This window comes from Brucella sp. HL-2, assembly GCF_025846885.2.
Lineage (GTDB): Bacteria > Pseudomonadota > Alphaproteobacteria > Rhizobiales > Rhizobiaceae > Brucella > Brucella quorumnocens.
In genome coordinates, this window is sequence record NZ_JAOYTK010000005.1 from 185,734 (window position 1) to 207,660 (window position 21,927).

The window sequence follows — 21,927 nt, forward strand, 5'->3', positions numbered from 1 at the left end:
GAAAGCTCAGATTATGCAGAAGAATGGCGCACGTATCGGCATCGACGTGGGCGGAACATTTACCGACTTTGTTCTGTTCGATCCCGACCGCAAAAGCCTGATCCATTACAAGGAACCATCGACGCCGGAAGATCCGTCTCAGGCGCTGATCGTGGGCTTGCAGTCGCTGCTCAGGAAAGCTGATCTTGGCGCAGACCAGATCGACACGCTTATGCATGGCACAACAATCGGTCTCAATGCCGTTATCCAGAGGCGCGGTGCAAAGATCGCACTCATCGTCAGCGAAGGTTATCGCGATATTCTGGAAATCGCACGCAGCCGCATGCCCTCTTCCTTTGATTTTCATGCAAGCAAGGAAGAACCCCTGGTGCCGCGCCATCGCATCATCGAAATAGGTGCGAGACTTGCGGCAAACGGCACAACAACCCAACTTCCCAACGATGCGGCTCTTGAAGAAATTGCGGCACAACTCAACGCGCTCGACGTCGATGCGGCAGCACTTGTATTGATCAATGGCTATACCGACCCTTCGGTTGAAAAAGAGCTGGCGCAGAAAATATCCGAAAAGACGAATGGGCTTTCCATTACATCTGCCGCAGCAATCTGGCCGGAAATCCGCGAATATGAACGCACGCTGATCGCCTGTCTGAATGCCTATATCCAGCCATTGATGCAGCGCTATTTTGAAGGGCTGAAAACCGGCCTTGCTCGCGATGGAGTTCATGCTCCAATCCTCGTCACAGCCTCCAATGGCGGTTCCCTGAGCATCGGCTCAGCACAGGAGCGTCCGGTCGAAACCATCCTCTCCGGACCAGCCTCCGGTGTCATGGCGGCCGCGCGGTTGGCTGCAACATCAGGCGTGCGCGCAATCATCACATTTGATATGGGTGGCACGTCGTCAGACATCGCCGTCGCACAAGATGGTTCTGCTGCGCTCGCCACCAAAACCGATATTGGCGGCTTGCCTCTAGTTTTGCCGGTTGTGGATGTCTCAGCCATCGGTGCAGGTGGCGGCTCTATCGTATGGGTTGATGATCATGGCGTGCTAAAAGTCGGCCCTCGCAGTGCTGGCGCAATGCCCGGCCCCATCTCTTACGGTCGCGGCGGCACAGAGCCAACCGTCACCGATTGTTATCTGACGCTTGGCTATATCGATCCGGCCGGTTTCCTTGGTGGACGTATGCAGCTTGAGAGCGAGCCTGCAGCTGCAGTTCTTGCCCAGATAGGCAATCGGATCGGATATCACGGTGAGAATGCTGCTGCAGAAGCAGCCCAGGGGGCGCTTGCAGTCACCACGGCTGGCATGGCGACAGAACTCTATAAAACGCTCGCAGCTCGAGGCCTTGATCCGGCAGCCTTTGCGCTTGTTCCATTTGGCGGCGCAGGCCCAACACACGCCAACCTTCTCGCCGAAGAAGTGGGCATTGCCCGCATCGTCGTCCCTCCAGCAGCAGGAACATTTTGTGCGCTGGGTGCCGCAGCAGCAGACTTACGGCGCGATTTCGTTCGCAGTCTGCGCAAAGAGCTTGATGAAGCGACCGCCGCGACCCTTGCCGAAACATTCGAAACCCTTGCCACCGAAGGAAATGACTGGCTGGATCAAGAAGGCGAACAAAGTATCGGACGCCTTTTCGAAAAGGCTGCCGACATGCGTTATGTCGGTCAGGCTTATGAATTGCGGGTGGCATTGAACGATGTCGACACAGACGTTGATGCCATTTCCGAGGCTTTTCACCGCGAACATGAGCGCATCTATGGTTTTCGCGACAGCACAGCGGAAGTTGAACTGGGGACGGCTCGTCTCGCCGTCATCGGTGTCACGCCAGACCTCGCCGCGCAAGAATTTCCGACAGGGGCCGGCAAACCGGAGATCAAAGGCAACCGCCGCCTGTTCCACAAAGGTGCATGGCTTGATGCAGATATTTACGACCGCCTCAGTTTCCGGGCAAATGATCAGGTCTGTGGTCCTGCAATTATCGAGCAGGATGATACCACCACTATTCTGCTACCGGGCTGGATAGCCAACTGCGACAAAGCAGGAAATCTGCATCTTGAAAGGCTGGCACAATGAAACTCAACCCAGTCACGCTTGCCATTCTCGGCAACAAGCTTGCAGCTATCAGCGAAGAAATGTGCCTGACGCTGCAGCGCACGGGCCGCACGCTTTATGTCAAAGAAACTGCTGATTTTGCCTGTGCGCTTGCCGGACTGGACGGACGCTTTTTCGCCTATCCGCGTTCTATTGGTGTTTCAGGATTTGTAGGCCTTGAATGCGGGCCAACGATTGAAGCAGTGGGGCCGCTCGAACCCGGCGACGTCATCCTAACCAACGATCCCTATCGTTCAGAAGGTCTCGCCACACATCTGCCCGACCTTCATATGATCGAGCCCTATTTCCATGAGGGTCGCGTAGTTGCTTATGGCTGGTGTTTCGTACACTGCTCGGATGTCGGCGGACGTGTACCATCCAGCATCTCCCCAATGAATACCGAAATCTTTCAGGAAGGTTTGCGTATTCCGCCAGTCAAACTGATGAAGCGCGGAGAAATGTCTCCTGAAGTACGCCTGTTTCTGGAAGCAAACAGCCGTACACCTGAAGCCAATATGGGCGATATTCGCGCCATGCTGGCAGCTCTTGCTGCCGGTCGTCGTCGCTTCGAACAGGCGGTTGCCCAGCACGGAGCAGATGAGGTTTCGGCAGCAAGCACTGATCTTGTTTCATATGCAGCCGAAAAGGCGCGATCCGTTCTGCGAAAGGTTCCCGCTGGCTCCTATACGTTTTCGGATTATCTTGATGATGATGCAGCTGGTAACTTGCCAGTTCGCATTGCGCTGACGGTGACATTCGAAGACGGAGAAGTGCATCTGGATTTCACCGGAACTGATCCGCAAGTGGCCACCGCCATGAACATTCCTTCGCGCGGACGGCCCCATGCATGGCTGACACTGCGGGTACTCGCATTGGTCAACACGCTCGATCCAACAGTACCCTTAAATGTTGGCCTTCTCGATACGGTTCGTATAACCGCACCTGAGGGAAGTCTGGTCAATCCGCAGGAACCTGCCGCAACAGGTGTCCGTCATGCCGCCGCCATTCGTGTCAATGATGTTTTGAATGGCGCCTTCGGAAAGGCATTGCCTGATGTCATGCCTGCTGCATCATCTGGCACAGTTATTCCCGTCGTAATGGCGGAACCAGATGGCAAGGGCGGACGGCGCGTACAGGTCATCGAACCGATGATCGGCGGCACAGGTGCACGTTTAGGTCGCGATGGCGTAGACGGTCGTGATAGCGGCATCTCAAATCTCGCCAACAATCCGGTCGAAACGGTCGAAGCCGAGCTTGGCGTCGAAATCCTGCATTACCGCCTGCGCCCCGATTCCGGTGGTCCCGGACAATGGCGCGGTGGGTGCGGGATGGAACTGACATTTCGTGCATTAACCGATGACACCAACGTACTCGGACGCGGTATGGAGCGCCTGCTCTTCCGTCCATGGGGTGCCTATGGTGGCTATGCGGGTTTGCCCGGCGCGTTGATAGTCAATCGCGGACGCCCTGATGAACGCAAGCTTGGCAAAATCGACGTGCTCAACGTCAGTGCAGGCGATACGGTGACTTTTCTGACCCCCGGGGCAGGTGGTTGGGGAAACCCACTTAAACGAGATCCTGACGCGGTGCTACTCGACGTTCTGGATGGCTTCGTTACACCCGACGCCGCTTATGCCGATTATGGCGTGGGAATACATGATGGCATGATCAATAAAGACGCCACCGCCGCCCGTCGCCTAACGCTGTCAGAAAGCAAGGCCGCTGATGGATTTGGTCCCGAGCGAAAGCACTGGGACGAAGTGTTTGAACCGGCTTTGATGGACAGCCTGAACCGTGCACTTGTGCAGCTTCCCGGATCGGTACGGCAGCGCCAGCGCAAAGCTGTACTCGACACCGTTTTGCCTACACTTCCCGAAGGCTTTCCAAGAACGAGGGCCGAAGCCGAGAACGCACATACAGCGAGTATAGCATTCCGGACAGCTGTCGAAAAACTCGTCGCAATTTCCAATTCCGAAAACGCCTGATTGTTCCAGATACGGAGTATCGCAATGACACTAATTACCAGACGAAATCTCCTCGGCTCGGGCGCGATGCTTGGTCTTGGTCTTACAGTAGGCGGGTTCTCACGCATCGCCAATGCGCAGGCCGCAAAAGAAATCACCGTGACAGCCTTTGGTGGCATATGGGAAGAAGCGGTTCGCAAATGCTTTGTTGCACCATTTGAAGCTAAGACCAGTGCAAAGGCTAATGTTTCGCTCGGCGGCCCGCCTCAGTGGTTGGCGCAGGTTGAAGCATCTCCAGCCAAGCCGCCAGTCGATGTGCTCATTATGACGCCAGACCTTGCTTTGACCGCAGCCAGATCAGGTCTGGTTGACGACTTTACAGTCGAAAAGCTGCCGAACCTCGCAAAAATCCCGCAGCAACTGACGGATTCAGTTGAAGGCAAAGGTACGCTGTTCGACTATGGTGTAGCTGGCATAACCTACAATAAAGACAGGGTAAAAATCCCTCCAAAGTCTTTTGCCGAATTTGTCGACAGAGTTGCCGCTGGTGAGTTCGTAGCCTCGATCCCGTCCATCAGTTACGCCGTCACACCGATCATGCTGATCTGGGCCATGGCCAAGGCATTTGGCGGCGGCGCCGACAACGTCGATCCGTTCTTCAAGGCAGTTGAGCGGATGAAGGATAATCTCATCTATTGGGCCGGACCGAATGATTTTTTCAATCATCTTTCTTCTGGCGAAGCCGATATCGGCATTTATTTCGATGGTCGCACTTGGAACCATTATGATGCCGGCGCAACCTGGATCGACTTCATCAACCCGGAAGAAGGCGGTTCACTCAACGGTTTGGCAGTCCAGAAGGCAAAAAATGCCAATCCGCTCGCTTGGGACTATATCAACGAAGTGCTCGACGCAGCCAACCAGACACAATTTGCCGACATTATGAACTACGGCGTCACCAACGTTGATGTTGTTTACAGCGAAAAGCTAAAGCCACGCATCACGCCGTGGCAGAAAACGGCCTTCCCTCCATATGAGCAAATTGCTCAAGTCCGAAATGAATGGGTGGATCGCTGGAACCGGGAAATCGGTCAGTAAGGTCGCGGAGCATAACGATGAGCCAGTCAGAAACATCAAACGCTAATGCAAGAACAGGGCTGGCTTTACCGGGCTGGCTGCTCATCTTGCCTGCTCTGGCGTTCCTTCTGGCTTTTTTCGTCCTGCCTCTTTTTGACAATAGCATGCGCAGCTTTGTCGACACCGAAGGCGGTTTGACTTTCGCACGCTACGTCACGCTGCTCACCGATCCCTTCTATCTGCGTGTCATCGGTGAGACGATTTTACTTTCGGGTGGTGTGACGCTGATTTGCGTCATCATCGGATATCCAGTCGCCTATTTTCTGGTGCGCAAAGCAGGCCGCTGGGCTGGCTTGATCGTCTTTTTGCTTATCGCCCCACTTTTGACGTCAATCATCATGCGGACCTTCGGCTGGCAAGTTCTTTTTGCGCGCCGCGGCCTGATCAACAATCTGCTTGTCGATCAACTCGGGATCATTGCAACGCCATTGCGCTTCACAAACTCGCCGGAAATCACCATCGCCGCTCTCGTGCATGTGCTCGTACCCTTCATGGTTTTGTCGATCAGCACAGTTCTGCAAGGCATTGATCGCCGTCTGGAGGAGTCCGCCAAAATTCTCGGAGCCGGTCGTTTTCGCACCTTCTGGGAGGTGACTTTCCCGCTCTCAATCGACGGCATCGGAACCGGAGCAATTTTGGTGTTCATGATTGCCAATGGAAGCTTCGTTACCCTAGTTATGCTGGGTGGTGGCCTTCAGACCTTGCCATTGCTCATCTACCAACAATTCAACACTACACGCGATTTTGGCATGGCGAGTACAATGAGTTCGATCCTTCTGGTGATCGCAATTGCCTGTCTCTTCCTGCAATTGCGTCTCGTGCGCCGTCGGGGAGTTTAATCGATGAAACTCTTTGGAAAAGACTGGGCAGACATTGCATTGACCATGTTCGTCGTGGTGTTCTTCATTTTTATGCTGGCTCCCATTCTAGTTGTTGTACTCGTGTCCTTCACGTCTGCGGGCTATGTGGCCTTTCCCATCCCCGGCTGGTCGCTCAAATGGTTTGCGAATATTTTCGCTTATCAACCATTTGTGGATGCGCTCATCGTCAGCTTTAAGATCGGGATCGGCGCCACCATTCTCTCCTGTCTGATCGGCATCCCCGCCTGCCTCTATCTGGCGCGTTCACGCACAGGCTGGGCAAGCGCTGTTATGGCGTTTCTACTGTCACCGTTGTCGATGCCCATGATTGTGATTGGTTTCGCGTCGCTGTTCTTCATGAGCAGGCTTGGACTGGGAATTTCATTCAGCGCTCTGTTGATCACCCATACCATCGTCTGTCTTCCCTATGTTGTTCGCACAGTTGCAGGCGTTTATGGCAGCATGCCAAAAAGCTATGAAGAAGCCGCAGCCATTCTGGGAGCTAATCCCCTGCAAGTTTTCTGGCATGTCACATTACCCCTCATCCGCCCCGGCATCATGGCGGGATCGCTATTCTCCTTTCTCACCTCATTCGACAATTTGCCGGTGAGTTATTTCTTTGCAAGCGCAAGTACGAACACCTTGCCGGTCGTAATGCTAAGCTATCTCGAACACCAGTTCGACCCAACAATCGCCGCTCTCAGCACGTTGCAGCTTCTTATGGCAGTTGCGACGCTCATCATTGTCGACCGCATATATGGCATCAGAAAAATGACAGTGGCCGCATGACATTTCACTTACCCATCGACCATGTCGTTGTTCTAACAAACGATCTCGATAGTACGGGCACTGCATTTGAAAATGTCGGATTCCATGTCACACCAATCGCAAAACACAGCGCCGCAATGGGCACTGCCAATCGATGTGTCATGCTCAATGACACCTATATCGAGATCCTTGCAATCATTGAGAAAACAGAAGCCAATGCTAAATGGCGCAAGCTTCTCGAAAATGGATCTGGATTGCGCGGGATTGCGCTGCGCAGCAAAGATGTCGAAGCCGATGCAAGAGCCTATAATGATAAGAACATCGAGACTGAAGCGGTAAGGCACTTTTCACGACAAATCGAAGCTGGCGAGTTACGGTTTTCGATAAGCCGTTTCAAAGATTGCGTTACTCCAGCCTATCAATGTTTGCTCTGTCAGCACCACACACCTGAACTTCTCTGGACATCTGACTTAATAGAACACCCCAACGGCGCGCGGCGTCTGATATCTATTGCCACACCGAACGCCTCGGAACTTGAAGTGCTATCCAGCAACTGCGTTGCGGACATAACGATATCGATTGGAAGGGATCGTCTGACGATCAGCGGAAACAGTGAAGCTATTTTCGATTTGCGCGAAAGTTGCGGATTGGAAATTACGATGGTTCGCACATGAAATCCTGGCCATCGAATAAGCCTTCGTCCCTGTGGATGTCGCTTTCGCGCGAGAGGTTTGAAGGCGAAGTTCTCAAAGGTGTAGCGCAGACCGAAATTGCAATCATCGGCGGTGGCATTGCCGGTCTTGCTACGGCTATTGAGCTTGCGAGGCGTGGGCTCAAAGTCACTGTGCTTGAAGCAGCCAAGGTGGGCTATGGAGCTTCCGGCCGTGCCAATGGGCAAGTCATCTCTGCGTTGACACGTCATGGTCCAGTGGCTTTGCGGAACATTTGGCCGGGAGACCATGCTGAACGTTTCATCGAGCTTGTAAGGGGCGCTGCCGATAAACTTTATGCGTTAGCCGACCGTTACCAGATTGACTGCGATTTAAACCGCTCTGGCTGGCTGCAACCAGCGCATAGCGCAGGTCGTTTCAAGCGCGTTTCTGCTCTCGCCGCACAATGGGCGGAAGTTGGCGCGCCAACTGCCGTCATTTCTTCGAGCGAAATGGCCCTTCGTTTAGGCACAAATGCTTATCATGGTGGATGGGAGCATAGCGGCGGTGGCCACATAAATCCTTATGCTTTCACGGTGGGTCTTGCACGCGGAGCAGTGTCAGAAGGTGTTGTAATCTTCGAACAAAGTCCTGCGCTCAATCTCACGCGAACGCCAACAGGCTGGCGGATCAAAACTCCCGACGGTGAACTTCACGCGGAAAAAGTCGTGCTTGCTACCGCAGCCCACACCGGCAATCTTTGGCCTGAACTTCGACGCTCAATTGTGCCGGTGACATCCTATCAAGCGGCAACCGAGCCGCTGGGTGATATGGCGCATACAATTCTACCCGGCAATGAAGCATCGTCAGACACCCGATTTGACCTTCGTTATTTTCGCAAGGATCGCGAGGGACGGCTCGTTTCTGGCGGTGCACTCGCCGTTCAGGCAGGTGCGGCATATCGTTTGCCTGCAATGGTGGAGGGTCGGTTGCGCGAGCTCTTCCCTGATCTGCCGCGCGGCACAATAAACACTTTCTGGGGCGGGCGCATCGCCATGACAGTTGATCGGTTACCGCATCTGCATAAACGCGACGACGGTCTTTACAGCTGGATTGGCTGTAATGGGCGCGGTCTCGCCCTTTCATGCGCTATGGCGGATGTTGTTGCCGATGCAGTCTGTGGTGCAACCGACGAACAACTCGCATTGCGTCCAACCCCTGTGCCACAGATCGCATTTCACCCGATTGTTAGCCGAACGGCGCGCTTCATCCTGCCCTATATGCGGTGGCAAGATGGCCGCGAACTCTGACCATAGTTCCAAGGAAACTCCGTGCCTCGCGCCGCTGTTAATCAACTCTTTCACGAAGCCAACGCAGACAACGTACAAGATATCATAAACATTATCGACGACCGTACCCGCAATATACTTGACCGGAACGCCATCAAAGTCTGGTACATCAACTGTCTCAATTACGACATCATCCCTGTCATTAATACATAAGACGGCTGTTTTATCTGGATCAAAAGGGGGGATTCTCGCCATTAAGGCCTGCCCCTATGAGGTGACCCGTTTTGAATATTAGTGCATGCCGGGTCGACTTGCCACTGCTGGTGTTGACGTTGGCCCATTTTGTGGAGGCCAGACGGCTGCTTCGGGTGCCGGCGGTTTGTAGCCCAGTGATGAATGGGGCCGCACGGTGTTGTAATGTTGTCTCCAGCTTTCGATGATTATCTTCGCCTCCTTGAGTGTGTAGAAGATTTCGCCGTTGAGCAGTTCGTCACGGAGTTTCGAGTTAAAGCTTTCGTAATAGCCGTTTCCCCACGGACTACCCGGCATGATGTAGGCGGTTTTGGCACCGACTGTTGCGATCCACTCCCGGAGTGCTTTGGCGATGAATTCCGGGCCGTTGTCAGAACGAATATGGATGGGGATGCCGCGCAGGATGAAGAGATCGGAAAGCACGTCGATAACATCGACTGCCTTCAGCTTTCTCTCGACCCTGATGGCGATGCATTCCCGCGTGAACTCATCGATCACGTTGAGCATGCGGATTTTCCTGCCATTGTGCGTCCGCTCCTCTACGAAGTCGTAGGACCAGACATGATTTGGGTACTCCGGTCGAAGCCGAATACACGAGCTGTCGTTCAGCCACAAACGGCTGCGTTTCGGTTGCTTGTTCGGCACTTTTAGCCCCTCCCGCCGCCAGATACGCTCAACCCGTTTGACGTTCACGATCCAGCCACCCTGGTGCAGCATCGCGGTGATGCGGCGATAGCCATAGCGGCAATACTGGAGAGCGAGCGCTGTGATGTCGGCAGTCAAAGCCGCTTCGTCATCCAGGATCTTGGCGATCTTGTGCTGTGTGGAACGATGCTGACCGAGAACACGACATGCCCGTCTCTCGGACACCTTCAGTTCGTCGATGAACCGACAACGGCGCTCGACGTGACTATTCAGGCGCAGATACTCATCTCATGAAAAAGCTTCGCGATGAGACCGGAACGGTAATCCTGCTCATCACGCACGACATGGGCGTCGTCGCCGATATGGCCGACCGCGTGGCTGTGATGTATGCAGGTCGCGTCATTGAGCAGGCACAGGTCGATGCAATCTTCTCTGGCCAAGAGCATCCTTATACAAAGCTGTTGCTCTCAACCATTCCACGTCTGGAAGGCGAACCTAAAACCTATCGACCAACCATCGAAGGCATTGTGCCTGACATTGGCTCATCGCCTGATGGTTGCCGCTTCGCGCCCCGCTGCCCAATCTCGGAAGATCAATGCAGGGCGCATGCACCGCCGCTTTCAGCGCGCATCGATGTTGGTGCTGCGGCTTGCTGGCGTTCGCAACAAGTGGGATCACTGGTATGAGCAACATGCTGCTTTCCGTTAAAAATTTTAAAGTTCATTATCCCATTCGTGGCGGTCTTCTGGGCCAAGCTGTCAAGTTTGTAAAAGCGGTTGATGGCGTCGATCTTGAGATTGGCTATGGGGAAAGTGTGGCACTGGTCGGTAAACCCGGCTGTGGTAAATCCACGCTCGGCACGGCAATCCTCGGGATGACCAGAGCGACATCCGGCAATATCAGCTTCGACGGCAAGCTAGTCAAGCATGGTCTGTCTGAAACAATACGCGGACTTTCACGTGATATTCAGATCGTGTTTCAAGATCCTGTCTCGGCGCTCAATCCGAAACTGACGATCGAAGAAAGCATCGTTGAGCCGCTGGCTATCCACAATATCGGCACAGCGTCCGAACGACGTGCGCGCGTGGTAGAACTGCTCAAGCTTGTAGGCCTGCATGCAGAACATGCAGTGAGAAGGCCCAGTGCGTTTTCAGGTGGGCAGAGACAGCGCATCGTGATCGCTAGAGTGCTGGCACTCAATCCCAAGCTCATGATTTTGGATGAACCAGTTTCAGCGCTCGATGTTTCGATCCGCTCGCAAATACTCAACCTGCTGCTCGATCTTCAACGACATTTCGGCCTGTCCTATCTGTTCATCAGCCACTATCTCTCGGTCGTCCGGCATTTCGCGGATCGTGTAGCGGTCATGTATCTTGGACGGATCGTCGAAACAGGCAAAACCTCCGAAGTCTTCAACCGGCCAGAACACCCTTATACGGAGGCTTTGATATCGGCCATTCCACTGCCTGATCCTGTGGCCCAGCGGCAACGTAAACGCATCGTTTTACGTGGCGACCTGCCAAGCCCTGCCAATCCACCAAAGGGCTGTGGCTTTTCCACACGATGCCCTATTGCCGTTGCTGAATGCCATCAAATCCCGCCAGTCCTCGTTGAACGAAGCGCAACACGTCGGCTAGCTTGCTATGTTCGTGCAGCATAAAACATGCCGCCTGCCAAGGCGGTGCAAAACTCTTGCGGTGCATATAAGAACCCTTGTAATTTAAACATGAGTACAATAGTAAACTTTTAGCAACGCAGAGCTGCGAAAGTTATATATCATGTACTGGTTCAATGTTTCTCTGACGGCTTTTGCAGCCTGCATTGTCGGGTTCGCGGGTCTAACATTCATGCTTTCGCGCTTGGGTCAAAGCATATGATATATGCATGGCTATTCGTTAGTCTGTATAACTTTTCATTTGATAAAATCAACGCTAACAACACATTTAATCGGAGTGCGTGGAATCACGTTTCAACAGACCAGATTGCTCAAAGGGTTCGAAATTGAATAGACCGACTATCATCAGCTTATCATCAATACCCTCGCGCTTTCATCTGATACAGCCGACCCTAAAGTCTCTTTTATCTCAGAACTTAAAAGCCCACGAAATTAGGCTTTATATACCGGAGACATACCGCCGCTTTCCCGATTGGGATGGAACGTTGCCGGTTGTGCCGAAGGGTGTAACCATCTGCCGTTGTGATCAGGATTATGGCCCTGCGACGAAAGTCCTTCCAGCAGCCAGGGATCTCAAGGGACAGGATATCGACATTCTATTCTGCGACGACGATAAGATTTACGATCGCGGCTGGCATGCGCGCTTTAAAAGCGAAACGGCCCAAAAACCGAATACTTGTATTATTGAAGTGGGCGAAACATTTCCGGACATATCCGATGATTGCCGCCCATCAGACAGGCTTCCGCGCAGCCATTGGAAACACAAAGACTCTATATATAGAGTGAAACGGATACTCTGCCTTTTCACAATTAAACCCAACCTAGCCACTCCGGGGTATGTCGATCAGATTTCCGGCTTTGCCGGCGTGCTTGTTCGCCCCGAATGGTTTGACGAGCTTTTTTACGATATTCCAGATGTCATGTGGACAGTCGACGACCCGTGGATTTCCGGGCATTTGGAACGTGTGGGCATTCCAATCTGGAATACCGGAAAACGACGCCACCTTCGTGAAGGCAAAGGAAGCAGAGTAGATGCGCTTCTTAATCTGGTTCAGGAAGGGCACAACCGTATTGAGGCTGATCTGCTTGTCATCGATTACTTCCGTGAGAAATATGGCATCTGGCAGAAGGGCGGCGAGATTGATCGCGAGACAAATCTGCGTACTACATCCATGTTTGAGATGTTGAGACGCAGAGAGCTTGAACTTGCACAATCCGATAAGGCCGACTGACTGGCGTATCATCAAGCGACGATTTCAATTTGGTTGTATGTAATTCATCGACTCCCCGATGGCTCGACATTGGCGAGAGTCTCGATTAAGACTTTTGACACCAAGGGGAGTCCCGCAAGGGGCTGAGATACGGCTGGCAAGCGTAGCGCCGTGACCCTTCGAACCTGATCCGGATCATGCCGGCGAAGGGATGGGAAAGTTTAAGCCAGCCTTTTGCCGGTCTCACTGCGAGGCCGTATAATGCCAAATTCACACGGTCTCGCTGCCAGCAAAAAGGTAGCTTTATGACCAAGCATTTCTCACAAATATTAAAGCAAGAAAGCGAACCATTGTGGACGCAGGCGGTTGAGCATTCTTTCGTCAAAGAGCTCTGCGCGGGCACGCTTTCGGATGCATCTATGGCATCCTATCTGGTTCAGGACCACCGTTTTCTAGACAGCTTCCTCACTTTGCTGGGCGCAGCAATGGCCACAGCCGACACGTTTGAGGCGCGGCTGCGCTTTGGACGTTTCGCCGGCATGGTCTCAGGAGAAGAAAACACCTATTTTCTTCGCGCTTTCACAGCACTCAATGTAAGCGAAGAACAACGCGCAAATATCCCCGATACCGAACCGACCATCGGGTTCAAAGCAATCATGCGTGAAGCCGCTGACACGCGCTCCTATGGTGCAATACTCTCGGTTCTCAACGTTGCTGAAGGTCTTTATCTCGATTGGGCATCCCGCGCGCAATCGCCACGTCCTGAAAATTTCGTTCATGCAGAATGGATCACACTACATGACAATCCTTCTTTCCGAGAGTTTGTAAGCTTTCTCCAAGCCGAACTGGATCGGATTGGCCCGGCGCAATCTGAGATATGTCACGACTTCTTCCAGCGTGCTGTCCGTCTCGAATTTGAATTTTTCGAGGTCAATTATCACTTGCGCAAGTGATGACAATAATGCGGCGGGCAAAGCCCGCCGCTACATTTTCGCCTTAGCCTGACAAATTTAGTTCTTCACAGTATCTTCGAGAAAGAAGCGTCCGAGCGGGTTCTGGTAGAAATTCTCAATGTTCTTGCCCGTGACATTGATATAAGGGCTGTAATAGAGGTCGATCCAGTTGACGTCGTCCTTCGCCATTTTCTGGAGATCGATATACATCGCTTCACGCTTCTTCGGATCAAGCTCCAGACGCGCCGCTGCGACAAGGTCTTTTACCTTCTCATTATTGTATCGGGTCATGTAATTCATATTGGTATCGTGACCCAAAACGAATGTGGTCTTCTGGTCCGGATCAAGAACATCATTGGTCCAGTACATGACAGAGATATCGTAATCACCCGCAATCAACATATCCCAGCTCTGGCTGGGGTCGACTTTCTGGAGATTAACGGTGACGCCTGCCTTCTGAAGCTGTTGTTGTAGAAGTACTGCGATCTGTTCGTCCGTTTCGTTGCCAGCATTGACGATATAGTTTAGCGACAAGTCCGAAGCGCCAGCATCGGCCAGCATCTGTTTGGCCTTTTCCGGATCATACGGACGCTTGAGATTATCCGCGTAATGATAAAGAGCACCCTTCGGTATGTAGGAATTCGCAACCTGACCAATACCGAATGTCACGGTATCGACAATCGACTGCTTGTCGATAGCCATGTCCAGCGCCTGACGGACTTCCTTCTTCGCAAGTGCACCGTGCTCATGATTGATCAACAGATGATCTTCGCGTGTGGACGTATCTTCATGGACCTTCAAATTTGGGTCTTTTTTCAGCTCGGCCACGCGCGAGAACGGTACGAAAATCGCAGCATCCAGCTGACCGGCCTGCACGTTGAGCATCCGCGTATTATCGTCGGGGACCGAAATCCACTCGACGCCATCAAGCTTGACGCGATCGGCCTCCCAGAAATTCGGATTCTTTTTCAGAACGACACGATCACCACGACGCCATTCATCCACCACAAACGCACCAGATGCCACTGGCTTTTCAGCGTAACCATCCTCTCCCAGCTCTTCCAGTCCCTTCTTAGAAAGAACCGAGACATTGGGGAGCGCTAGCGTGGACAGGAATGGTGCGGACGGCGTTTTCAGTTTAACGACCAGCGTATGTGGATCAGCAGCTTCGGCAGTGTCCACGACTTTATAAGAGTCACTCCACAGAGAAGCTGGATTGTCACGAATACGCAGAAGTGAGAAAGCAGCGTCTTCGGCAGTAATCGGCGATCCGTCCGAGAATTTCGCATCGCGTAGTTTGAACGTATAAGTGAGACCGTCATCCGAAATCGTCCAACTTTCAGCAAGACCGGGCTCAAGTTTCGTGCCTGTCTTGTCGACTCGCACCAACACGTCATAGACGTTTGAGAACACCCAGTTGTCGATGTTCTGGGCGGTTTTGATTGGATCGAAAGTGGAGGAGTCCTCGCGTCGTCCGATCGTCAAAACACCTGCCGCTTCGGCAAGTGCCGCACCAAATGTCATGCTCGTCATGACGGTGACGAAACCGATCTTCATCCATTTTTTAAGCATGTATATTTCCCCTTATATTTTTTGGTTAGTCGCACATCGTTTTCGATGCTTGTTCAGGATGCTTCAGCAAGAATTCTTTCTTCAAACAGCGATTTCGTGGGATCAATATCGGGTATCGCGCTGATGAGTGCCGCCGTATAAGCCTCTTTCGGATGCGCAAAAACCTCGGCTCTTAACCCCTCTTCAACGATCTCGCCATGATACATAACAACCACGCGCTCACAGAGATTACGCACCACAGCAAGATCATGGGCGATGAAAAGCAAGGTCAGCTGCATCTTACTTTTGAGCTCGCGAAACAAATCAACGATCTGTGCCTGAATGGTGACGTCGAGTGCTGCGATACACTCGTCGGCGATGATCATTTTTGGCTCCACTGCCAAAGCGCGCGCTATACCAGCGCGCTGGCATTGTCCGCCGCTCAGGCTGCGTGGCTTGCGCGCGGCAAAGCTTTGATCTAGCCCAACGAGATCCAGCAGCTCGGCAATGCGCTGAGGTATATTCTTGGCGTCGACCTTGCCTTGTACCCGCAGCACTTCGGCCAAGGTTTCACCAACCGTCATGCGAGGATTGAGCGAATTGAACGGGTCCTGAAATACCATGGCCGCATCACGACGCAGCGCCGCTAGAGCTTCCTTACGATCAGGGCTGAGCGTCAATCCGTCGAATGTAATACTGCCTTCGACGATTGGTGTCAGGCCTAAAATCGCACGGGCAAGTGTGCTTTTCCCGCTGCCAGATTCCCCAACGATTCCGATCGTCTCGCCAGCCCGAACTTCAAGATTCACGCCCTTTAACGCGCTCGTTGTCCGGGCCTTGAGGAATCCCCCAGCGACGGGATAACGAACGTGCAGATCATTGACCTGCAACAGCGGCGGCTCCCCCAACTGAGGAACGAGACGCAATGACGCTGTTTCAGGTAACGACGGATGGCTGGCTATGAGATTGCGTGTGTAGGGATCGCGGGGATTGCCGAGAACTTCGCTTTTCAGTCCCTGTTCCAGCACCCTCCCATTGCGCATCACCGCAATACGATCACAAGTCTGCGCGACCACTCCAAGATCATGAGTGATGAGAATAATAGAGAGCCCGCGTTGATCACGAATGTCCATCAAAAGCTGGAGTATCTGCGCTTGAATGGTGACATCGAGCGCAGTTGTCGGCTCATCAGCGATGAGAATTTCAGGGTCGCAGGAAAGAGCCACCGCAATCATCGCACGTTGACGCATCCCGCCTGAAAACTCATGCGGATAACTGCCATATTGGCGCGTCGGGTCTGTAAACCCGACCTGCGCCATGATTTCGATTGCTGCTGTGCGGGCTTTAATCTTATCCAGCCCCTTATGAAAGCGTATGCCTTCTGCGATCTGGTCGCCAACACTCATTACGGGATCAAGATGGCTGGTCGGATTCTGGAAAATCATACCAATCTTGCCACCACGCACCGCAAGCAATTCAGCTTCGCTCGCCTGTGCCAAATCCGTGCCGCCGAGCATGACCGAACCTGCGGTGATCTTTAAAATCGATGATGGCAAAAGCCTGACTATCGAGCGGCAAAGTAAACTTTTCCCCGATCCGCTTTCACCGACCAAGCCAAGAATTTCACCCTGGTTGAGCGTGAGAGAAACGTCATCGATCAAGCGCCTGGTTTCATCCGGCAAGTAAGCATCAACCTGAAGATTGCGGATCGAAAGAACTGACTTTGTCATTCATGCACTCCCAGCGCTTCACCCAGTCCATCGCCGAGCATGCTAAAACCAAAAGCCAGAAACACGATAGAGAGCCCCGGAAACAACGTGATCCACCAGGCAGTCGTTACAAACGGCTGGCCTTCGGCAACCATGACGCCCCATTCGGCAACCGGCGGCTGTACGCCGAGCCCGAGATAGCTGATTGCTGCACCATTCAGCAGCACAAGAACCGCATCCGACATTACGAAAACCAGCGAACCGGCAATCGCATTCGGCAGAAGATGGCGAAACATGATGCGAAAACGGCTGAACCCAAGGCTTTCCGCAGCAACGGCATAGTCTGTGGATTTCAAAACCAGTATCTGTGCCCGAACAAGGCGGGCGTATGAAACCCATCCAACCAGTGCCATGGCTATATAGAAACTCGTCAGGCCCGGCCCTAGAATGGCAATGATCGACAGCATCAGAACCAGAAATGGGAATGCCAGAATGATATCGATCAGACGCATGAAGATCGTATCAACGATGCCACCAAAAAAACCGGCAACCGTACCCACGACCGTTCCAATGGCAAAGGGGAATATAACGCCGAAGACTGCGATCTGAAGATCGATACGTGCACCCCAGATAACGCGTGAGAGAATATCCCGTCCGAAATTATCGGTCCCGAACGGATGCAACCATGACGGTGGCTGCAGACGAACGTCGGCATTTTGAACAACTGGATCAAAAGGCGCGATCAACGGTGCGCCAAAAGCCAGCAGTACAAAGAAAGCAAGAACACCGATTCCGATGGCAAGCGTGGTCCGCTGGCTCAGAAAGCGACGCCAGTTGATCAAGGTGATGGGGATAAGACGCGCATTCATAGCTTCACCCTTGGATCAAGGGCGACAGTGGCAATGTCGGCCATGAAATTGACCATAACCGTTGCGCACGCAAAGACCATGGCTACCCCCTGCACAACCATATAATCGCGGGAGAAGATCGCGCGCACAAGCAACTGCCCCATGCCCGGAAGCGCAAACACGCTCTCGACGACCACTGTGCTGCCGATCAGCCAGCCGATGTTGACGGCAAGCAAATTGACAGTCGGTACAAGAGAGTTGGGTAAAACGTGTCGCCAGAAAACAATGCTTTCAGGCATTCCGCGAGCTCTGGCAGCTGTCGCAACATCCGAATTGAGTGACTGGATCATCGCAGCGCGCAGGCTGCGCGCAAGTACAGTTGAAAGTGAAAGGGCTATCGTCAGACTCGGCAAAACCAGATGCGCCAGCTTCTCTTTAAACGTGTTGCCATAGCCTGATACCGGCAGCAGATCGAGCTTCACGCTAAAGAGGATAATCAGCATCAGAGCGAGCCAAAAAGGCGGAAAGCCGATCCCGAATGTCGACACCGTGCGTATCACATGATCGCTGAGTTTACCGTTACGCCGTGCAGCGATCGCCGCTAAAGGAACCGCGATCAGGATCGAAAGAATGACACTACAAATAACCAGCATCAAAGTGGGTTCGATGCGTGTCGCAATCAGCTTCAGGACGTCAATTTTATAGAGGATCGACTTGCCCATTTCGCCATTCGCGATGTTGCGCAGGAAATAGAGATATTGAAGCCACATGGGTTCATCGAGGCCATACTGCGCACGAATATTGGCAATGGCTGCGGGCGTCGCGCGCGTGCCTAGAAGCACACGTGCCGGATCACCCGGAATAAGCCGGACCAGTACAAATGTGATTACACTGATGCCGAACAGAACCGGCAGCAACTGAAAGGGGCGACGGAGTACAAACTGGAAGCGATGCATGAGCTGCGGAGTTTCTCCCTAATATTCTGATCTATCGAGAGGAACGATGTCGATTGAGAAAGCTGGTAAGGGCCGGGTAGTAATAAGTCGGGTTCTCGTAAAACGGCATATGGCTGGCATTTGGCACCACATGCAGTTCGGCATTTTTCAAGGCAAGCTTCATGCGCAGCGCGCAGGCAGGCGTCAGCTCATCATGCTCACCAACCGTGATCAGCACCGGAACCTCGATCTTGCCGAGATCAGGCAGACGGTTCCAGTCTTTCAAATTACCCGTATAGAGAAACTCATTCGGACCTTGCATCGTGCCGTATGGCCCCATGTTCCAATCATCGAGCGAACGCCTTACAGGTGCTGGCCAATCCGACAGGCGGCATACGTGGCGATAATTGAGGATCGTGATCGCCGCCGCATATTCCGGGTGATCGAGCGTTCCCTGCGCTTCATGCTTCTGCATCATCGCAACAGTTTCTGACCCCAGCGCACTGCGTAACCGCTCCAGTTCACTTACCAGATGCGGCATGTCCGCGACTGTATCTTCGAGAATAAGCGTCTTCAGATTTTGCGGATAAGTCAGTGCATAATCAATTCCAAGCCAACCGCCCCAGGAATGACCAACAAGATGCACCTTACCAAGACCAAGCGCCTGACGAACGGTTTCAGTTTCCTCGACATAGCGCGCGATTGTCCACAATGCAGGATCAATTGGCCGATCAGACGCACCCGTGCCAAGCTGATCGAAAGCCACCACGCGGTAGCCGTCGTCGACCAGACACGAATGCGCATCTCTTAAATAGTCGCACGGCAAACCGGGTCCGCCGTTGAGGCAGAACACCACCTCGTCTCCGGTTCCAAAACTATACGCCACCACCTTATGAGTGCCGACAGACACTTCATACCGGTTGTCCGGTTTCATCTCACGCCACATCTGTTCCCCGATCACCGCATCGACCCGTTTCCCGCGTCGAATTGTCGGCATCATTTTTCTTTTGATTTTGGACCGAATAACTAAACTACACCAGCTATAAGAAGTGATAGGATGCAATTGGGAGGTAGGTTTCGGAGACCGTGATGCGAGACGAGATTGAGACCTTCAGACAGAACTTTACTGCTCACCAAACGCTCGATGGGCGCATTGATGAGATATTTCAGGCTATGAAACCGCTTGGCTTCGAAGCCCTCATCTACGATTACACTCCATCCGCTTTCGACATGAATGGCGACATGATGGGACCGTCGCTGATGAAACTGCGCAATATCAGCGATGATATGCTCGAATTTTGGGCCGAAAAAGGCTATTTCCGCATTGATCCGGTTCAGCGCCTCGCGTGTAGGGCATCTGTACCATTTTTCTGGAATTATGATGAGCGGGCTGAATCGCTGCTGCAGGAATTCATGACGGAAGACACGGCACCCGTCGCAAACTATCTTCATGAGCGCGATATATCTGCAGGCGTCACCGTTCCCATTCATATGCCACATGGCGATTATGCGACCGTCACCGGTGTATTTTCTGGCCCACGATCCGATTTCAGACAGCGCGCTTTGCGCTATGTGGCCGATTTCAATCTGATGGCACAGATTTTCCATCAAAGCGCATATGAGCTTTTTGACGAACATACTCGCGGCATTGGCAAGGTGCACCTCACAGTTCGCGAACGCGAGTGTCTGCGCTATGCAGCTGAAGGCCTCTCAGCGAAAGAAATCTCCCGTATCATCGACAGATCCGTTCCGACAGTTGTGATGCATCTCAACGCTGCCGCCAAAAAACTGGGGGCAAAGAACCGAACTCAGGCCGTTGTTCGAGCGACACGTGCGCGACTGCTTGATGCCTGATTGCGGCCTGGCGGTCTGTTTCCGATATTTGCATCCCTAAGACACAGACGTCGATCATATGTCAGGTTCAATCCACTACAGCATAATTCCTTAAACTTGAATCAGTTTAAGGTAAAATTATGCTGTAAATATAAAGTGTTAGAGCGACATTTGTGCGCCCAAGAGGGCGCACGTCGCTCTAGACCTATAAGTTATGATAGCTGCCGCCGCCAAAAAAGCGGCGCTATGGTTCTCCAAAAACGCACAAATGGAGGACCAATTGGCTTCAATCAATCAGACGGAAGGCTTCGCCACTTTCCGCGATTATCAGACTTGGTACCGCATTACCGGCTCACTCGATTCAGAAAAACTCCCGCTCGTCGTCGCTCATGGCGGCCCCGGCTGCACGCATGATTATGTGGATGCCTTTAAGGACATCGCAGCACTCGATGGTCGTGCGGTCATTCATTACGACCAGCTCGGCAACGGCAACTCCACACGTCTTCCTGATAAGGGCCCCGATTTCTGGACCGTGAATTTGTTTCTGGAAGAACTGGGCAACCTTCTGAAACATCTCGGCATTCAGGATCGCTATGCCTATCTGGGACAATCGTGGGGTGGAATATTGGGCGCTGAACATGCCGTGCGAAAACCGGCTGGCCTCAAAGCACTGGTGATCGCCAACTCACCTGCCAACATGCGAACTTGGGTCGCGGAGGCCAACCGCTTACGGCTTGAACTCCCTTCCGAAGTACAACAAATTTTGTTGAAACACGAAGAAGAAGGCAGTCTGACCGATCCTGAATATATCGCCGCGTCGCGGGTATTTTACGATCGTCATGTCTGCCGCGTAAGCCCATGGCCAAAGGAAGTCGCGCGAACCTTCGCCATCATGGATGAAGACAATACCGTCTATCGCAACATGAATGGCCCGACCGAATTCCATGTGATTGGCACGATGAAGGACTGGACGATTGAAGACCGTCTCAACCGAATTCAAGCACCAACGCTTGTCATCTCCGGTCGTTATGACGAGGCTACCCCTATGGTGGTGAAACCTTACGTCGACAATGTCCCGGGTAGTGAATGGGTGCTTTTTGAGGAATCGAGCCACATGCCACATGTGGAAGAACGCGATCTTTGCATGAAGACAGTATCGACGTTTCTGAACAATTTTGAGACAGCTTGAGCTAAACAGGTCGCCAGACTAAACGTCTGGCGACCTGTTGCATATCTAGAATGAAGCCTTTTCCATTTCCGGCAACACGGTGAAGAGATCCCCTACGAGGCCGTAATCGGCAACCTGGAAGATCGGAGCTTCCTCGTCCTTGTTGATCGCAACAATCACGCGGCTGTCTTTCATGCCTGCAAGATGCTGGATCGCGCCCGAGATACCAACTGCGATGTAAAGATCAGGTGCAACCACCTTGCCGGTCTGGCCAACCTGCCAGTCGTTTGGTGCATAGCCCGCATCAACTGCCGCACGGCTGGCACCAACCGCAGCACCAAGCTTGTCAGCAACAGGCAGGATCACTTCCTGGAATTTTTCCGATGAACC

The 21,927-nt window shown here is 52.8% G+C and carries 19 protein-coding genes, 1 pseudogene and 1 riboswitch; of the genes and pseudogenes, 13 read left to right on the plus strand and 7 right to left on the minus strand.

Annotation, left to right across the window (positions count from 1 at the left end; translation table 11 throughout):
* The first annotated feature begins 13 nt into the window (after nucleotides 1-13).
* Genes OIV19_RS09905 through OIV19_RS09935 form a run of 7 tightly spaced genes read left to right on the plus strand, consistent with a single transcriptional unit; the run spans nucleotide 14 to nucleotide 8,778 of the window.
* Nucleotides 14-2,071, plus strand: a complete 2,058-nt coding sequence (locus OIV19_RS09905) for a hydantoinase/oxoprolinase family protein (protein WP_264231518.1) — start codon at nucleotides 14-16, stop codon at nucleotides 2,069-2,071.
* Nucleotides 2,068-4,074 (plus strand): hydantoinase B/oxoprolinase family protein, encoded by a 2,007-nt coding sequence (locus OIV19_RS09910; RefSeq protein ID WP_264231519.1) that lies wholly within the window; start codon nucleotides 2,068-2,070, stop codon nucleotides 4,072-4,074. Before OIV19_RS09905 ends, OIV19_RS09910 begins: the two co-directional genes overlap by 4 nt.
* A 24-nt stretch (nucleotides 4,075-4,098) precedes the next feature.
* The gene (locus OIV19_RS09915; protein ID WP_264231520.1) at nucleotides 4,099-5,151 is read left to right on the plus strand and encodes an extracellular solute-binding protein; all 1,053 of its coding nucleotides are present in this window, start codon (nucleotides 4,099-4,101) and stop codon (nucleotides 5,149-5,151) included.
* A 17-nt stretch (nucleotides 5,152-5,168) separates the two neighbouring features.
* Nucleotides 5,169-6,029: an ABC transporter permease gene (locus tag OIV19_RS09920; RefSeq protein WP_264231521.1), complete on the plus strand. Its 861-nt coding sequence runs from the start codon at nucleotides 5,169-5,171 to the stop codon at nucleotides 6,027-6,029.
* Nucleotides 6,030-6,032: 3 nt separating this feature from the next.
* Nucleotides 6,033-6,839, plus strand: a complete 807-nt coding sequence (locus tag OIV19_RS09925; protein ID WP_264231522.1) for an ABC transporter permease — start codon at nucleotides 6,033-6,035, stop codon at nucleotides 6,837-6,839.
* Nucleotides 6,836-7,492 (plus strand): VOC family protein, encoded by a 657-nt coding sequence (locus OIV19_RS09930; RefSeq protein ID WP_264231523.1) that lies wholly within the window; start codon nucleotides 6,836-6,838, stop codon nucleotides 7,490-7,492. Before OIV19_RS09925 ends, OIV19_RS09930 begins: the two co-directional genes overlap by 4 nt.
* Entirely contained in the window at nucleotides 7,489-8,778 is a 1,290-nt protein-coding gene (locus OIV19_RS09935) for an FAD-dependent oxidoreductase (protein WP_264231524.1), read from the plus strand. Before OIV19_RS09930 ends, OIV19_RS09935 begins: the two co-directional genes overlap by 4 nt.
* A 270-nt stretch (nucleotides 8,779-9,048) precedes the next feature.
* Here the strand turns inward: OIV19_RS09935 and OIV19_RS09940 are convergent.
* Nucleotides 9,049-9,894 (minus strand): annotated as a pseudogene (locus OIV19_RS09940) (IS3 family transposase); the annotation flags it as partial.
* Nucleotides 9,895-9,944: 50 nt separating this feature from the next.
* On the opposite strand from OIV19_RS09940, the gene OIV19_RS09945 reads away from it, so the two are divergent.
* The 4 genes from OIV19_RS09945 to OIV19_RS09960 all read left to right on the plus strand — a co-directional run bounded on the left by OIV19_RS09945 (nucleotide 9,945) and on the right by OIV19_RS09960 (nucleotide 13,493).
* Entirely contained in the window at nucleotides 9,945-10,340 is a 396-nt protein-coding gene (locus tag OIV19_RS09945; RefSeq protein WP_319637599.1) for an oligopeptide/dipeptide ABC transporter ATP-binding protein, read from the plus strand.
* Nucleotides 10,337-11,314, plus strand: a complete 978-nt coding sequence (locus OIV19_RS09950) for an oligopeptide/dipeptide ABC transporter ATP-binding protein (protein ID WP_264231525.1) — start codon at nucleotides 10,337-10,339, stop codon at nucleotides 11,312-11,314. The genes OIV19_RS09945 and OIV19_RS09950 overlap by 4 nt, the downstream gene beginning before the upstream one ends.
* Nucleotides 11,315-11,655: 341 nt before the next feature.
* Nucleotides 11,656-12,561, plus strand: coding sequence for a glycosyltransferase family 2 protein (locus OIV19_RS09955; RefSeq protein WP_264231536.1), 906 nt, complete (start codon nucleotides 11,656-11,658; stop codon nucleotides 12,559-12,561).
* A gap of 93 nt (nucleotides 12,562-12,654) precedes the next feature.
* Nucleotides 12,655-12,769, plus strand: a riboswitch (TPP riboswitch).
* A gap of 76 nt (nucleotides 12,770-12,845) precedes the next feature.
* The gene (locus tag OIV19_RS09960) at nucleotides 12,846-13,493 is read left to right on the plus strand and encodes a TenA family protein (RefSeq protein WP_264231526.1); all 648 of its coding nucleotides are present in this window, start codon (nucleotides 12,846-12,848) and stop codon (nucleotides 13,491-13,493) included.
* 57 nt (nucleotides 13,494-13,550) lie between these two features.
* On the opposite strand, the gene OIV19_RS09965 is transcribed toward OIV19_RS09960, so the two are convergent.
* Genes OIV19_RS09965 through OIV19_RS09985 form a run of 5 tightly spaced genes read right to left on the minus strand, consistent with a single transcriptional unit; the run spans nucleotide 13,551 to nucleotide 19,482 of the window.
* Nucleotides 13,551-15,065: an ABC transporter substrate-binding protein gene (locus tag OIV19_RS09965; RefSeq protein ID WP_498831038.1), complete on the minus strand. Its 1,515-nt coding sequence runs from the start codon at nucleotides 15,063-15,065 to the stop codon at nucleotides 13,551-13,553.
* A gap of 53 nt (nucleotides 15,066-15,118) precedes the next feature.
* Entirely contained in the window at nucleotides 15,119-16,774 is a 1,656-nt protein-coding gene (locus tag OIV19_RS09970) for an ABC transporter ATP-binding protein (protein ID WP_264231527.1), read from the minus strand.
* Nucleotides 16,771-17,622: an ABC transporter permease gene (locus OIV19_RS09975; RefSeq protein ID WP_264231528.1), complete on the minus strand. Its 852-nt coding sequence runs from the start codon at nucleotides 17,620-17,622 to the stop codon at nucleotides 16,771-16,773. Before OIV19_RS09975 ends, OIV19_RS09970 begins: the two co-directional genes overlap by 4 nt.
* Nucleotides 17,619-18,557, minus strand: coding sequence for an ABC transporter permease (locus OIV19_RS09980; RefSeq protein ID WP_264231529.1), 939 nt, complete (start codon nucleotides 18,555-18,557; stop codon nucleotides 17,619-17,621). The genes OIV19_RS09975 and OIV19_RS09980 overlap by 4 nt, the downstream gene beginning before the upstream one ends.
* A 31-nt stretch (nucleotides 18,558-18,588) precedes the next feature.
* Nucleotides 18,589-19,482, minus strand: a complete 894-nt coding sequence (locus OIV19_RS09985) for a proline iminopeptidase-family hydrolase (protein WP_264231538.1) — start codon at nucleotides 19,480-19,482, stop codon at nucleotides 18,589-18,591.
* A gap of 143 nt (nucleotides 19,483-19,625) precedes the next feature.
* Between OIV19_RS09985 and OIV19_RS09990 the strand changes: the two genes are divergently transcribed.
* Together OIV19_RS09990 and OIV19_RS09995 are read left to right on the plus strand one after the other, a co-directional pair.
* Complete coding sequence (locus tag OIV19_RS09990) at nucleotides 19,626-20,390, plus strand: helix-turn-helix transcriptional regulator (protein WP_095444817.1); 765 nt, start codon at nucleotides 19,626-19,628, stop codon at nucleotides 20,388-20,390.
* 259 nt (nucleotides 20,391-20,649) lie between these two features.
* Nucleotides 20,650-21,558, plus strand: coding sequence for a proline iminopeptidase-family hydrolase (locus OIV19_RS09995; protein WP_498831039.1), 909 nt, complete (start codon nucleotides 20,650-20,652; stop codon nucleotides 21,556-21,558).
* 45 nt (nucleotides 21,559-21,603) lie between these two features.
* Here OIV19_RS09995 and OIV19_RS10000 read toward each other — a convergent pair.
* Nucleotides 21,604-21,927: FAD-binding protein (locus OIV19_RS10000; protein ID WP_264231531.1), on the minus strand; the 324-nt coding region annotated here is incomplete at its 5' end.

Coding starts and splice junctions, on each gene's coding strand:
- OIV19_RS09905 (WP_264231518.1), top strand. CDS start 14: ATGCAGAAGAATGGCGCACGTATCGGCATCGACGTGGGCGGAACATTT.
- OIV19_RS09910 (WP_264231519.1), top strand. CDS start 2,068: ATGAAACTCAACCCAGTCACGCTTGCCATTCTCGGCAACAAGCTTGCA.
- OIV19_RS09915 (WP_264231520.1), top strand. CDS start 4,099: ATGACACTAATTACCAGACGAAATCTCCTCGGCTCGGGCGCGATGCTT.
- OIV19_RS09920 (WP_264231521.1), top strand. CDS start 5,169: ATGAGCCAGTCAGAAACATCAAACGCTAATGCAAGAACAGGGCTGGCT.
- OIV19_RS09925 (WP_264231522.1), top strand. CDS start 6,033: ATGAAACTCTTTGGAAAAGACTGGGCAGACATTGCATTGACCATGTTC.
- OIV19_RS09930 (WP_264231523.1), top strand. CDS start 6,836: ATGACATTTCACTTACCCATCGACCATGTCGTTGTTCTAACAAACGAT.
- OIV19_RS09935 (WP_264231524.1), top strand. CDS start 7,489: ATGAAATCCTGGCCATCGAATAAGCCTTCGTCCCTGTGGATGTCGCTT.
- OIV19_RS09945 (WP_319637599.1), top strand. CDS start 9,945: ATGAAAAAGCTTCGCGATGAGACCGGAACGGTAATCCTGCTCATCACG.
- OIV19_RS09950 (WP_264231525.1), top strand. CDS start 10,337: ATGAGCAACATGCTGCTTTCCGTTAAAAATTTTAAAGTTCATTATCCC.
- OIV19_RS09960 (WP_264231526.1), top strand. CDS start 12,846: ATGACCAAGCATTTCTCACAAATATTAAAGCAAGAAAGCGAACCATTG.
- OIV19_RS09965 (WP_498831038.1), bottom strand. CDS start 15,065: ATGCTTAAAAAATGGATGAAGATCGGTTTCGTCACCGTCATGACGAGC.
- OIV19_RS09970 (WP_264231527.1), bottom strand. CDS start 16,774: ATGACAAAGTCAGTTCTTTCGATCCGCAATCTTCAGGTTGATGCTTAC.
- OIV19_RS09975 (WP_264231528.1), bottom strand. CDS start 17,622: ATGAATGCGCGTCTTATCCCCATCACCTTGATCAACTGGCGTCGCTTT.
- OIV19_RS09980 (WP_264231529.1), bottom strand. CDS start 18,557: ATGCATCGCTTCCAGTTTGTACTCCGTCGCCCCTTTCAGTTGCTGCCG.
- OIV19_RS09985 (WP_264231538.1), bottom strand. CDS start 19,482: ATGTGGCGTGAGATGAAACCGGACAACCGGTATGAAGTGTCTGTCGGC.
- OIV19_RS09990 (WP_095444817.1), top strand. CDS start 19,626: ATGCGAGACGAGATTGAGACCTTCAGACAGAACTTTACTGCTCACCAA.